General features: G+C 35.0%; 10 protein-coding genes and 3 tRNA genes. 4 read left to right on the forward strand and 9 right to left on the reverse strand.

What is annotated here, in order from left to right; genetic code table 11:
- Positions 1–135: 135 nt before the first annotated feature.
- The 3 genes from ABGT15_RS03225 to ABGT15_RS03235 all read left to right on the forward strand — a co-directional run bounded on the left by ABGT15_RS03225 (position 136) and on the right by ABGT15_RS03235 (position 418).
- A tRNA-Ser gene (locus tag ABGT15_RS03225) sits at positions 136–219 on the forward strand.
- A 5-nt stretch (positions 220–224) separates the two neighbouring features.
- Positions 225–299 (forward strand) — tRNA-Pro (locus ABGT15_RS03230).
- Positions 300–344: 45 nt separating this feature from the next.
- A tRNA-Arg gene (locus tag ABGT15_RS03235) sits at positions 345–418 on the forward strand.
- A 54-nt stretch (positions 419–472) separates the two neighbouring features.
- Here ABGT15_RS03235 and ABGT15_RS03240 read toward each other — a convergent pair.
- From ABGT15_RS03240 to tsaD, 9 genes are all read right to left on the reverse strand, one after another.
- Positions 473–1,039, reverse strand: a complete 567-nt coding sequence (locus tag ABGT15_RS03240; protein ID WP_367229980.1) for a hypothetical protein — start codon at positions 1,037–1,039, stop codon at positions 473–475.
- Positions 1,040–1,041: 2 nt separating this feature from the next.
- Positions 1,042–2,220 carry a THUMP-like domain-containing protein gene (locus ABGT15_RS03245; RefSeq protein ID WP_367229981.1) on the reverse strand — a complete coding sequence of 393 codons (1,179 nt, stop codon included), beginning with the start codon at positions 2,218–2,220 and terminating at the stop codon, positions 1,042–1,044.
- A 1-nt stretch (position 2,221) separates the two neighbouring features.
- Complete coding sequence (locus ABGT15_RS03250) at positions 2,222–3,310, reverse strand: AI-2E family transporter (RefSeq protein WP_367229982.1); 1,089 nt, start codon at positions 3,308–3,310, stop codon at positions 2,222–2,224.
- Between the two features lie 83 nt (positions 3,311–3,393).
- Complete coding sequence (locus ABGT15_RS03255; protein WP_367229983.1) at positions 3,394–4,347, reverse strand: zinc metalloprotease; 954 nt, start codon at positions 4,345–4,347, stop codon at positions 3,394–3,396.
- Positions 4,348–4,639: 292 nt separating this feature from the next.
- On the reverse strand, positions 4,640–5,593 hold the full coding sequence (locus ABGT15_RS03260) for a zinc metalloprotease (RefSeq protein ID WP_367229984.1): 954 nt from the start codon (positions 5,591–5,593) through the stop codon (positions 4,640–4,642).
- A 431-nt stretch (positions 5,594–6,024) separates the two neighbouring features.
- Complete coding sequence (locus ABGT15_RS03265; protein WP_367230459.1) at positions 6,025–6,672, reverse strand: DUF4159 domain-containing protein; 648 nt, start codon at positions 6,670–6,672, stop codon at positions 6,025–6,027.
- 42 nt (positions 6,673–6,714) lie between these two features.
- Positions 6,715–7,419, reverse strand: coding sequence for a 16S rRNA (uracil(1498)-N(3))-methyltransferase (locus ABGT15_RS03270; RefSeq protein ID WP_367229985.1), 705 nt, complete (start codon positions 7,417–7,419; stop codon positions 6,715–6,717).
- Positions 7,420–7,426: 7 nt separating this feature from the next.
- Positions 7,427–8,401, reverse strand: coding sequence for an alpha/beta hydrolase family protein (locus tag ABGT15_RS03275; protein WP_367229986.1), 975 nt, complete (start codon positions 8,399–8,401; stop codon positions 7,427–7,429).
- A 3-nt stretch (positions 8,402–8,404) separates the two neighbouring features.
- Positions 8,405–9,427 carry a tRNA (adenosine(37)-N6)-threonylcarbamoyltransferase complex transferase subunit TsaD gene (gene tsaD, locus ABGT15_RS03280; RefSeq protein ID WP_367229987.1) on the reverse strand — a complete coding sequence of 341 codons (1,023 nt, stop codon included), beginning with the start codon at positions 9,425–9,427 and terminating at the stop codon, positions 8,405–8,407.
- A 212-nt stretch (positions 9,428–9,639) separates the two neighbouring features.
- Between tsaD and ABGT15_RS03285 the strand changes: the two genes are divergently transcribed.
- Positions 9,640–14,064, forward strand: a complete 4,425-nt coding sequence (locus tag ABGT15_RS03285; RefSeq protein ID WP_367229988.1) for a translocation/assembly module TamB domain-containing protein — start codon at positions 9,640–9,642, stop codon at positions 14,062–14,064.
- The last annotated feature ends 135 nt before the right edge of the window (positions 14,065–14,199 follow it).

Genomic DNA, 14,199 nt, shown 5'->3' on the forward strand with positions numbered 1-14,199 from the left:
ATTCTATTCTATTGACAATGAAAGAGTTTTAAAATATATTCATCTAAAAATGAAAAAAATGTAAAAAATAGTTGCAGAAAACATATCGTTAACATACATTTGCAACCGCAAAAAAGGATAAGTTCTTTGCAAATAGGAGAGGTGCCGGAGTGGTAACGGAGCAGATTGCTAATCTGTCGACGGGTAACTGTCGCCAGGGTTCGAGTCCCTGTCTCTCCGCTTTTCGGGGTGTAGCGTAGCCCGGTCATCGCGCCTGGTTTGGGACCAGGAGGTCGCAGGTTCGAATCCTGCCACCCCGACGAAAAGGATTTCAGTATTCCCAATAAAACTGAAAGTAAAATTAAGGTCCCGTAGCTCAGCTGGATAGAGCAACTGCCTTCTAAGCAGTAGGTCTCAGGTTCGAATCCTGACGGGATCACAAAAAAAGCCTAGCAATTTGCTAGGCTTTTTTTGTTTGTAATTTATTTGCAGACTATTGAATGCATTTTAAATAATTTACAAAATAGTTTTCAGGTAAGTATGTGCCTGGAAAATTTGATGATTTCAATTCTTTTTTCATAACATAATCAACAGTTTCTGAGGCATATTTTATCCTTACAATACTAATTGGGGATTTTTTTAATTCCTCGAAATTATCTTTACTGAAAAGGAAATAGCCATTAAGTACTCGTATGCTGTTTTTTTCTTTCTCGTTATAAACCAACTGACTGCAGCTTTCTTCAGAATTTATTAAAGTATAAATCTTTCCGTTAGCTAATTGAAGGTAAATTTTTGATGTGGTGTCAAGGCATTTAGCAGGAATGAAATTGTTGCTTTTTTGAAGTAATTGCGCTTGTAAATAAAGTACACCATCGGAATCAATCAGTGAAAAGGTTAAATATTCTGTGGTGTTTACAAAATCTTTTTCGTAAATCAGATAATCGGTTGTTTTCTTCAGAAATGTAGAATCGGTTTTTTCTTCAATTTCATATTCACATTTAATCTGAGCATTAGCTGTCAAACCAATAATCATTAATAAACTAACTACAATCTTATTCATTTTTATATTTTTTCGCAAAGTAAAATTATTTTCTCATTTTTTAGATCTGTGGTAAAAAAACAATATTCGTTTCCACCTTCTTTTATTTTCCATTTTTTTCGAATTTCTTCAACTGAAATAGGGAAATTTCGAATTGTAATATTCATTTTCTTTCCTTCAAGATTTGCTTTCATTTCGGATTTGTCAAATGGTATTACTTTTTTGATTGCAAATTTTCTGCCAGGAAATTCAATTTCAGTATCAGAAGTGTACAAATGGGAGTGCTGATGCAGTTTTTCAAGACCGTAATGAATACCAATTGCTTCAAAAGCTCCAGTTTTCATCATGGCAGCATTGGGTTCGTATAAGAAATGTTTAGGAAGCGAATACAATGCATTCTCAGAAGATTCGCCGTAGGAAACTGTGAAAATATCTGTTTGGTCTTTGTTTAGTGAAACAGCGTTTAAAGTAATACTTCCGGAATAATCCTTTTCAATTTCCCAAAGGAGTTCCTTTACTTCGTTGTTCAGGGCAATAATGTGAATTTTTTTTACAAACTGTAATTCGTTTAAACCGGACGTAATATCTAAAATAGGAGCAGTTTTTATAAGAATGTTGTCTGTAAATTGAAAATAAGTTGAAAGTTGGGCTGGTACATCCGGAGAACAGTCTTTTAGCATGAATACTTTTCCTTTTGCGTCGCTTCTTCTGGATGGATCGATATAAATCCAGCTCCATTGTTGGTTCAGTTCTTTTAGGATATCCAGACTGTCTCCTTGGTAGCACTCAATATTTCGTTGACTGAGAATCTGATAGTTGTGTTGCACTATTTTAGATAATTCTCCATTCATCTCGCAATGCGCTACTTTATTGAATTTTTGTGCGAAATAGTAATCGTCAATTCCGAAACCTCCTGTTAAGTCAATTAGAGTAACTCCGTCAATTAATGAAGCTTTATATTTTGCGGTAGTTTCAGAAGAAGTTTGCTCAATAGAAATTTTGGAAGGGTACAACACGCATTTGTGACTGTACCAGGTTGGCAGTTTATCCTTGGCTTTTGCTTTTGAAGCAATCTGATTTAAAATGTCGTTCCAGCGGATATCGGGAAAAGGGTTTTTCATCAGCGCAATTTTGGTGAAATTGGCTGTCATCGATTGCGCTATAAACTCCTGAACTTCTGTTCGTAATAGAGGTGAATCCAAATTAAATGTCTTTAGTTAAAATTTTTACAACTTTATTTTCCGGTAAAAACTCTTTAGCAATAACTTTTAAAACGGTATAGGTTGGAATTGCTAGAATCATTCCGGTTATTCCAAAAAGAAAACCGCTAATTAAAGTAATCAGAAAAATTTCTAATGGATGTGATTTAATGCTGTTGGAAAAAATGATGGGTTGGCTCACATTGTTATCGATCATCTGAACAATTGTAAAGCCAATTAAAACATACAATGAAGTTGGTAATATTTCGGTTCTGAAATCGGTTCCTAAAAGGCCCATCATGGTCAAAATTACAGCTAGTACAGTTCCGATGAGTGGTCCGATATAAGGGATGATGTTTAAAATAGCACAGATAAAGGCGATTGTAAACGCACTTTTAACGCCAAAAATAAGTAATACAATAAAATATAGGATGAAAACAATAAAAAGTTGCAGTAAGATACCGCTAAAATAGCGTGCTAATAAGTGGTTGATCTTTTCAACAGAAGTTAAAATTTTTTCTTCGTGATTGTCCGGAAGTACTTTTCGGAAAATATATTGAAATCGGATTTTGTCTTTTAAAAGAAAAAACGAAATAAAAGAAACAGAGGCTAATCCCATTCCAAAATTGCTGATTACTCCAAACACAGAATTTAGAATAGTAGGTAAGAAGTTAAAATTTAGCTTTGATGTCAGATCGGCCTTCTCCATTAACGCAAGAATATCGATATTGTGGTTAGCGAGATAGGTGTTAACCTGAAGTAGAACCGTGTTGAAGTTTTTCTGAATTGAATTGGTGTCTAATAATGATAAGTTGTGACTTTGAGAAATAATTAGTGGCACAAACATCATCACAAAGCCAATTATTAAACCAATAAAGAGCAGCAATGTTGTAATTACGGCCAATGTGTTTTTAAATTTTAATCTTTTTTTTAAAAACTCCACAATTGGATTTCCTATTAAGGCAATTACTACCGAAACAAGCAGATACACAATAATAGTGCTGATTTTTGATAAAACAAAGAGCAAAAGGACTAATGCGGTGAGTGTAAGGACAGCCCTTATTATTCCTCCTGAAATTTCTTTTGAAGTCATCAGAATGTGTTTAAGATTCAGAATTAAAAATATAAAAAAACCCGTTACTATGAACGGGTTTTCTGTATTATTTTGACTGTTTATTATGGTTGTGCGAATGAATTTCTTGCACCACCAGTAGCGAAAATTGCTAACATTCTTGATTTCTGACCGTTAGAGAACATATACATTCCTCTATCATCCGTGTAATCCATATAGTTCATGTACATTTCAAGTGGTGTACCAGTACAAGTACTTCTGTGACCTACTGCAGGAACACCATAGTTTGCAGTATTGTGTAATGGAGTGTCAGATACATAATCGTTACCACAAGTTGTATCACCCCAAATGTGACGTAAGTTCATCCAGTGACCAACTTCGTGCGTAGCAGTTCTACCTAAATTGAACGGATAAGTTGCTGTTCCGGTAGTTCCTAAGTATTTAGAATCGATAACAACACCATCAGTTGAAGAAGAACCTCCAGGGAATTGTGCATACCCCAAGATTCCACCACCAATTGTACAAACCCAAAGGTTTAATTTAGTAGTTGGAGAAGTAGGGTTCATACCTCCTTGAGTAGATTTTTTCATTGCGTCGTTAGTTCCCCAAGAAGTTTTAGTTGTAGATTTTCTGTAAACAGCATCTAAAACAAAAGAAATACCAACGTTAGCTCTTACTGAAGAGTATGGGTTGTTTGCTGTGTTGTAATCTGAGTTTTGAGCGTTGAAATCTTTGTTTAACACATCAATTTGAGATTGAATTTGTGCCAATGAGATGTTTTCTGCAGATGTTCTGTATAAAACGTTTACAACAACAGGAATCTGAACTTTTCCGTTTACTAAACGTCCTTCTGCAATAGCTCTGTCAGTGAATGATTCGATTTCATTCATTTTGATTGCTAATTCAGGGTTCTCTCTCATTTGTTGGTCTAATACTTCGTTAGAAGCACAACCTCTGTGAGCAGCAGCGGATGAATTGTTTGTTTCATTAATTGATTCTTCATTTTGACATGAGAATAGTGACATCACTAAAGCAGCAGATAAAAGAATTTTTTTCATAAAAAATTAATGGTTTTGTTAAATAGTTTATTGGTTCATTAGTTTGATGCAATAATATAACAAAAATGTAAATTACAAAATAGTTGTATAAAAAATATTTTTCACATTGATTTTTTATTTTTTAATCATTTAAAATGTGAATTTTATGTAAATAATTCATTTTTGATTTATTTTAACCCTCTTGAATTAGTAATTATCTATAACTTTTTCTGTAAGGTTTCTTAACGGTTAATTTATAAAACAAAAAAAAATCGCCTTTTGAGCGATTTTTCTTCAATTTATGAAATGTTTTTTATGGTTGTGCAAAAGAATTTCTTGGACCACCAGAGGCGAAAACAGCAAGCATTCTTGTTTTTTGTCCTTCAGAGAACATATACATAGCTCTGTCATCAGTATAGTCCATATAGTTCATGGTCATTTCAATTGGTGTTCCGGTACAAGTACTGTAGTGAGGGTATGCTGGAGCTCCGTAATTTGCAGTATTGTGTAATGGTGTGTCTGTAACTTGATCGTTTCCGCAAGTAGTATCACCCCAGATATGACGTAAGTTCATCCAGTGACCAACTTCGTGAGTAGCAGTTCTACCTAAATTGAACGGATAAGTAGCAGTACCGGTAGTTCCTAAGTATTTAGAGTCGATAACAACACCGTCTGTTGAAGAAGAGCCTCCGGGGAATTGTGCATACCCCAAGATTCCGCCACCAATAGTACAAACCCAAAGATTAAGATGTGTAGTTGGAGAAGTTGGGTTAATGCCACCTTGTTTGGTTTTTTTCATTGCATCACGAGTTCCCCATGAGGTTTTTGTGGTAGATTTTCTGATTACCTGAGCTAACTCAAATGAAATACCAACATTCGCTTTCACTCCTGAAAATGCAGCAGGAACTTGGTTAAAATCAGAATTTAGAGCATTAAAGTCTTTATTTAATACATCAATTTGAGATTGAATTTGTGCATCCGAAATGTTTTCCGCAGAAGTTTTGTATAAAACGTTTACAACAACCGGAATGACAATTTTACCGTTAACAAGTCTGCCTTCTCGGATGGCTCTTTCTGTAAACGATTCGATTTCATTCATTTTTGTAGCTAAGCCAGGATCAGCTTTTAATTGTTCTTCCAAAACTTCATTGGCGGCACATCCTCTGCCTGTAACGTTTGAAACTGATTCTTGATTGTTTGATGATTCCTCATTGTTACAGGAAATCAAAGTAGCCAGCATAGCTACTGCGCAGATAATTTTTTTCATAACGTGTTGTTTTTAAATAGGTTAAAAATTAAGATTGTTGCAACAATTCCATAGCAATATTAAACATAAAACATCATTTTGTGAAAAATATTGTCTAATATGTAAAAAAAATCGATAAAAAAATCATTTAATAAAATTTGTGAATTTGTAAAGTGCTATTTTTGAGACTTGTACGAAATTTACAGCACTAATTTTTTTATTTACACATTTTTTTTTGTGTAATTTAATTTGATGTTTCAAGAAATGGCAGTTGAATACCTGAAGTTTCATTGCCTAATTCAAGCTATATGACGATCATTAATCATAATGCTTTCAATACCAAATAATTCGGTAATTAAAATAGGAACCCTTTTTATTCTGAAAATAAAAGGATGATAAATACTATAGGAAGGGGTGGAGAAAGCTTGCGATACCCAAATTAGAATCCCGCATTAGTTATTAAAAACAAAATTGATAATGTTAGCACCCATCCTCAGTGCTTTGGTTCTTACATCAATCGGATCGTTGTGAACTTCCTGATTTTCCCATCCGTCGCCTAAATCGGTTTCATAGGTATAAAACAAGGCCAGTCGCCCTTCTATAAAAATGCCATAAGCTTTAGGAGGTTTGTTGTCATGTTCATGTATTTTAGGAATACCACCCGGAAAAGTAAAAGGTTTTTGGAAAATGATGTGGCTGGAAGGGATTTCCGTTAATTCGGCGTTTGGAAAGATTCGCTTGATTTCCTTGCGAATATATTGATCCATGCCGTAATTGTCATCGATATGTAAAAAACCGCCGGAGTTTAAATAATTTCGGAGATTTACAATGTCGTTATCACTGAAAACAACATTTCCGTGTCCGGTCATGTGTACAAATGGGTAGGAAAACAAATCCGGGCTTCCCACTTCAACCGTTGGAATTTTGGTATTGATTTTAGTGTTGATGTTTTGATTGCAGAATTTAGCCAAATTAGGTAAAGCCGTTGGGTTTGCATACCAATCCCCACCACCGGAATATTTTAAAAGCGCTATTTCCTGAGAAAATCCAATTGAAAAGACAAAGAAAAGAATCAGCAACACGGTGTTCTTTAAATTCATGATTTTGGAATTTGGATTCTTCATAGTTGGAATTTCTTTCATTTATTCGTTACTGAAAACAATACTGTGACATGCTACTACTGCAGCTGTTTCAGTCCGTAAACGCGTGTTTCCCAAAGATACAGGAATGTACTTGTTTTCCAAAGCGGTTTTAATCTCTTTTTCTGAAAAATCACCTTCAGGGCCTATTAATAAGGTGTACTTTTCTTTTGGTTTAACAGCTTCTTTCAGTAGTGTTTTATGAGTCTCTTCACAGTGTGCAATAAATAAATTTCCTTCGTGTTTTTTTGCAACAAATTCTTTAAACGAAATCGGTTCATTTAATTTTGGTAAAAAATATTGAAGTGATTGCTTCATCGCGGATTGTATGATTTTGTCAAAGCGTTCTGTTTTAATCACTTTTCTTTCTGAATGTTCGCAAATAATAGGGGTGATTTCATGAATACCTATTTCTGTAGCTTTTTCAAGAAACCATTCAAAACGGTCATTCATTTTGGTCGGCGCTACAGCTAAATGAAGATAAAAGTCAGTTGGCTGCTGGATTTTTGTTTCAACTATTTTAACCGTACATTTTTTGTCGGAAGCTAAAATAATTTCAGTTGAAAATAAATAGCCTAATCCGTTGGTAACGTGTAAAATATCGCCTTCTTTTTTACGTAAAACTTTAACAATATGCTTGCTTTCTTCTTTGTCAAAAGAAAAATCATTTAAAGCAGAATGTATATCAGGATTATAGAATAACTGCATACTGAAATTAATTAACGGTTAACCATTTTACCCATTCCTTGCCGACGTTTTCCCAATTGTAAATTTGGTGATTGGGTTCCATTTTTTCATTTACAGGAAAATAATTATGCTCAAGTCCCGGGAAAGGGATAAAAGTAATGTTTTTTATTTCTTTACGAATTGCTTCCACATAAAACATATCATTGTAAGCCGCATTCCAGTCTTTTGTTCCGTAAGTAATCAAAACGGGTTTTTTCAGTTTTTCAATCGTTTCGTTAACAGGGACAGAAAAATCATAAGTGGTTTTGAAGCTGTCACTTTCTTCCGAAGTCAGATCATTTTTATTATCTACAACAGCTTTCCAGTATTCAATAGTGTTGTTATCGGAATCGTAAAATCGACTTTGCGCTATAATGCTCAAAATTCTTCCGTATGGGTTTCCGCCAGAATAAATTAAATGGGTAACCGCTTTATTTTCAGACGCCATTTTTGCTGCTATACCACTGCCTTCCGAATGTCCGGCTACTACAACTTTCTCGTCCGAGATCCATTTTTCCGACAATAAGCGTTGCAAAATGACATTATTTCGTTGAACATAGAAATCAAGATGATTGTGCTCGGAATATTGCTTTGGTGTTTTTCCTTGAGAATCGCGGTAAGTGTAATCTCGCTCCAATTTTTTTACATCCGAAATAACCGGCACGCCCGGTTTGCCTACAATTACTAAGTGGTAAGTAGTCAAAAAATCATCTGGATTAAAAGGAAATGTACCATAAATCCCTTTTTCATCATATTTAAGAACAGGTTGTGGCAAACTTCCCTGGCACCAGAAAAGCATAGGTTTCTTTTTATTCTCTTCACCTTTTTTGCTTTGAATGATTACATCGGCAACGTCGTTTTTACAATCAATTTTTAAATGACGATAACCAAAATCTGCAGGCGTTTTTTGTGCAGAAAGTGAACCGTAAAGCAATACGATTATAACGGAAAATAATTGCTTCATATCTTAAAATTCAATTCGGGCTTTAGATACTACGGAAGCATTTTCAAATTGATTTCCCAAAAATTTATGATAGCCGACAATACCGATCATTGCAGCATTATCGGTAGTGTATTCAAATTTCGGAATAAAGGTTTTCCAACCGTATTTGGTTTCTGTTTCTTTCAAAGTGGTACGGATTCCTGAATTTGCTGAAACACCGCCACCAATTGCAATTTGAGTGATTCCGGTTTCTTCCACAGCCATTTTTAGTTTTTCCATCAGAATTTGAATAATGGTATACTGAATGGAAGCACAAATATCATTCATGTTTTCCTGAATAAAGTTGGGGTTTTCGGCTGTTTTTTTCTGTACGAAATATAAAATCTGGGTTTTTAATCCGCTGAAACTGAAGTCCAGTCCGTGAACTTTTGGTTTAGTGAACGGAAAGGCTTTCGGATTCCCCAATTGTGCATATTTGTCAATTAGAGGGCCACCGGGATAGGGCAGACCTAATATTTTTGCGCTTTTATCGAAGGCTTCACCAACTGCATCATCTGTGGTTTCACCGATAATTTCCATTTCAAAAAAACTTTTCACTTTGATAATCTGCGTATGACCACCGGAAATCGTCATGGCTAAAAAAGGAAAATCGGGTTTGTCAAATCCTTCTTCCTCAATAAAATGCGCCAAAACGTGAGCATGCATATGATGAACGGCAATCAATGGGATATTCAGCGACATTGCCATCGATTTTGCAAACGAACTGCCTACTAATAAGGATCCCATTAAACCTGGGCCTTGTGTAAAAGCTATTCCGGAAAGTTCCGATTTGTTAATATTTGCTTTTTTTAGTGCGACATCAATTACCGGAACAATATTCTGCTGATGGGCACGTGAAGCTAATTCAGGAACCACACCGCCATATTCTTCATGAATGGCTTGTCTTGCAACGATATTTGACAAAACTTTATTATCTTTAAGTACCGCAGCGGCGGTGTCATCACAAGAACTTTCTATAGCAAGTATATAAATTGGCGATTTTGTCATAAAAAAGGCATGAAATTTGAGTAATTATTTACAACGACTGTATTATCTTTGATTTGTTACTTTTTTTCAAGTTCAAAATTTTTACTTTTGCTTGTTAATACTGATAATTTCAAGGTCGTTCCGACAAAATTAATATAAATACTACGGGTATCAAAAAATTTAGAAAAATACTGCTTCGAACTTTACTGGCGATTATCCTCCTGCTTTTACTTTTGGGGATAGCCCTTTCATTACCCGTAGTACAGACAGAAATTGCCAAATATGCAACCGAAGAGATCAATAAAGATTTTGGAACCGACATTAAAATAGACAAAGTTGCAATTTCCGTTTTTGGAGGCATAAAGCTGAAAGGGATATATGTAGCGGATCATCACAAAGATACTTTGTTTTACATCAACCGTTTGCAAACCAATATTCTCAGTTTTAAAGAAGCTAAAAATTCCCGTTTGTTTTTTGGTGAAGCTCGAATGGACGGACTGAATTTCAAACTGAAAAAATATAAGGGTGAACAGAAAACCAATCTCGATTTATTTGTTGCAGCTTTTGACGACGGTAAACCAGGCTCCGGGAAATTCCGTTTAAAAGCCGATGATTTGTATGTAACGAACAGTCATTTTCGATTAATCGATGAAAACCTAAAAACACATAAAGCCCTTGATTTTACTAATGTAAACGGAGAACTGGAAGACTTTTTTATCAAAGGGCCAAACGTTACCACGATTATTAAAAAACTGGCGCTGAAAGACCATCGCGGTTTGATTGTTGAAAATCTTTCTTCGGATTTTACGTATACCAAGAAGAATATTATCCTTAAAAAGATGGAGCTAAATACTTCGGAATCTACAGTTTTCGGAGATGTTACGCTTAAGTACAATCCAAAAGATTTTACTGATTTCAATAACAAAGTAGTGTTCGATGTCGATATGGAAAAAGCTTCTGTTTCTTCCAATGAACTGAATTATTTCTATAATGAATTTGGGAAGAACCAACGCTTTTTCTTAAAAACCCATGCCAAAGGGACTCTGAACAATTTTGTCCTTTACAACCTGAAACTGGTAGATCGCAATCAGTCGGAAATTATCGGAAAAGTCAATTTTAAAAATCTCTTCAATAAAAAAGGGGAGTTTTACATGAACGGAAATTTTGATCGTGTTACTTCCAATTACGACAATCTGAATGCGATTTTACCTAGAATTCTTGGGAAAAAATTGCCCCAGACATTGAAAAAACTGGGTAAAGTAGATTTGGTCGGCGATGTTGAATTGACAAAAACAAAAATTAATGCTGATATTTACCTGATGTCGGAGCTTGGTGAGTTGGAATCGAAACTTTCCATGAGTAACATCAATAATATTAACAATGCCTCATACAAAGGAACCATTTCACTTCAAAATTTTGATATCGGGAATTTAACTGACCAGAAAAACATTAAGCGAACTACGCTGGATTTAGAAGTGGACGGAAAAGGATTTAATAAAAAATTCCTGGACACTTCCGTAAAAGGTCAAATTCACGACTTTACTTATAACGGTTATACTTATCAGAATATTACGATTGATGGTAAGCTGAAAATGCCATATTTTAAAGGGTATTTTAACAGTAATGATCCAAATTTAAAAATGGATTTTAACGGAGTGGTCGATTTAAGTTCCAAAGTTAAGAATTATGACTTTCAGGCTAATATCGATTATGCGGATTTGCACCTGCTGAATTTTATGAAGAAAGATTCGATCTCTATTTTCAAAGGGAATCTTACGTTTAAAGCTAAAGGAAATACGGTTGACGATATAGAAGGTAGGCTAGAGGTTGTAAATGCAGCTTATCAAAACTCCAAAGACAATTATTTCTTCGATGATTTTCAGGTTGAATCTACTTTTGATGCACAACGCGTAAGAACCATAACGATTAATTCTCCGGATATTATTCAAGGGAAAGTTGTTGGTAAATTTCAGGTAAAACAAGTAGAGGATATTGTTGAGAATGCCCTAGGAAGTCTGTATGCTAACTATTCACCAAATAAATTAAAACCAGGCCAGTTTTTGGATTTTGATTTTACGATCTATAATAAGATTGTCGAAATATTCAATCCAAACATCACGCTGGCAGAGAATACGGTTTTGAGAGGAAAAATCAACGCCGATGAAGGGAATTTTAAAATGAATTTTAATTCCCCTAATGTAATGGCTTATGATAATTCATTTGACAATATTTCTATCCAAATTGACAATAAAAATCCGCTGTATAATGCTTTTATTGAGCTTGACAGTATTAAAAATAAGAACTATAAAATTTCAGATTTCAGCTTAATCAACGTAACCATGAACGATACACTTTTTGTGCGTTCAGAGTTTAAAGGCGGCGAGAAAAATCAGGATTTTTATAATCTGAACTTGTACCATACAATTGATGAGGAAAATCGTTCTGTAGTTGGGTTAAAAAAATCAGAGGTTAATTTCAAAAATTATTTATGGTTTTTAAATGAAAACGATTCCAAAGACAATAAAGTAGTTTTCAATAAAAAACTGACGGATTTCTCCATTGAAAAAATCGGTCTTTCCCATAACGGTCAGAAAATGGAAGTTTCGGGTATTTTAAAAGGAAAGAATTACAAAGATATTCAGCTTACTTTTGATAATGTCGATCTGGCCAAAGTAACGCCATCGCTCACCAATATGTCTTTTGGCGGTAACTTAAACGGAAAAATTGATTTTAAACAGAATAACGAAGTTTTTCAGCCAACATCCGAAGTTACGATTGATTCCCTCGAAATCAATGAGTATAAACTCGGAAATATGGCACTTCAGGTAACGGGTGATAATTCCTTCAGGAAATTTAACGTGTATTCGACGATTGAAAATGAAAACGCCGAAAGTTTTAACCTGAAAGGAAATGTTGAAGTAGTTAATAAACAGAGTTTATTATCCCTAGAGACAAATTTTTCCAAGTTTAACATTGGTGCTTTTGGTCCGCTTTTGGGAAGCGTTTTCAAAAATGTACGAGGGTTTGCTACGGGGCAGGCATCAATTGTGGGAACATTTAGTGACCCCGAAATTGACGGAAGGTTGTATTTAAACGATGCCGGTATGATGGTACCTTATTTAGGTGTCGATTTTCTTATGGAACCTAATGCCATTGTAGATGTTACTGAACATCAGTTCTTATTCCGAAGCATTAAAATTACCGATACAAAATACAAAACTTCTGGGTATCTGAATGGAAGTGTACGTCATAATAAGCTGAAAGACTGGGCGCTGGATTTGGATATTAAGTCTAATAATATTTTAGCTTTAGATACTAAAGACAGTGATGATGCATTGTATTACGGTACTGCTTTTATTAATGGTGAGGCTAATATTTCAGGTCCGACCAATGCTTTAGTTGTTAAGATGAAAGCAAGTTCTAACAAAGGCACTTCGATTAAAATTCCGTTAAACGATGCTCAGGGAATCGGTAATAATTCTTTTATTCATTTCGTTACGGCTGAAGAAAAACTGAATAAACAAAATAACAGCGGTTTTAAAGACCTTAAAAATTACAGCGGAATGGAATTGGATTTCGATTTTGAAATCACACCAGATGCTGAAATTGAAATTATTCTGGACAGAAACACAGGCCATGCCATGAAAGGAAAAGGAGTGGGAACCATTGCAATGGAAATCAGTACCTTAGGAAAATTCAATATGTGGGGTGACTTTCAGGTATGGGAAGGAGAATATAATTTCAGAAGTTACGGGCTTATTGATAAAAAATTCAAAGTTAAAAAATTTGGGACTATCCGTTGGGATGGCGAGCCTATGAATGCTGCATTGGATTTGGAAGCCGTTTATAAAACAGAATCCAATCCGGCTGTAATATTGGAAAATCCGTCATTTAATAAAAAAGTGCCAACCGAAGTGGTTATTGCCATCAACGGAAACTTAAGCAATCCGGAACCTGATTTCAGAATTGAGTTTCCAACGGTAAGTTCGGTTTTAAAATCGGAAATCGATTATAAGTTAAGTGATAAAGACGTTCGTCAGACACAGGCCATTGCATTATTATCCGGAGGTGGTTTCTTAACTCCGGAAAATGCTACCAATACCGTATATGGTACTTTATTTGAAAGAGCCGGAAGTTTGTTTAACGATATATTTTCAGGAGACGATGATAAGTTTCAGGTAGGTTTGAATTACGTTCAGGCAGACAGAAATCCATTATTGGAAACCGAAGGCCGCGTTGGGGTAACGTTATCAACGCAAATCAATGAAAAAATTACCATTAACGGTAAATTAGGTGTGCCGGTTGGTGGGACTGAAGAATCCGTAATTGTGGGAGATGTAGAACTTCAGTTGCGATTAAATGAAGACGGTACTTTGAAAGCCCGCGTTTTCAATCGTGAGAATGATATCAATTATATTGGAGAAGGCATTGGGTATACTCAGGGCGTTGGTTTGACCTATCAGGTTGATTTTGATACTTTTAAAGAATTAATCCGTAAAATTTTAAACAAAGCTGAGGAAGATCAGAATAATAATCCGACAGATCAGCTTCCGGATTCGGATTTGTCACCGGATTTTATTAACTTTATCGAGAACAGAAAGAACAAAAAAGCAGAAACGCCTAAAAAAGATGTTCCGAAAGTTCCTGAAGTTGACTAACTGCAACGACAGCACAATACAACACCGAGCCGAGCCGAACAGTACGGAGCGTACCGGAAACAACAACAACACTTCTTTATTATCGGATTTTTTACAGATGTTATGATATGATAAAATATCACGATGTCTTATAAG

Source organism: Flavobacterium enshiense (genome assembly GCF_040750275.1).
GTDB lineage: Bacteria > Bacteroidota > Bacteroidia > Flavobacteriales > Flavobacteriaceae > Flavobacterium > Flavobacterium enshiense_B.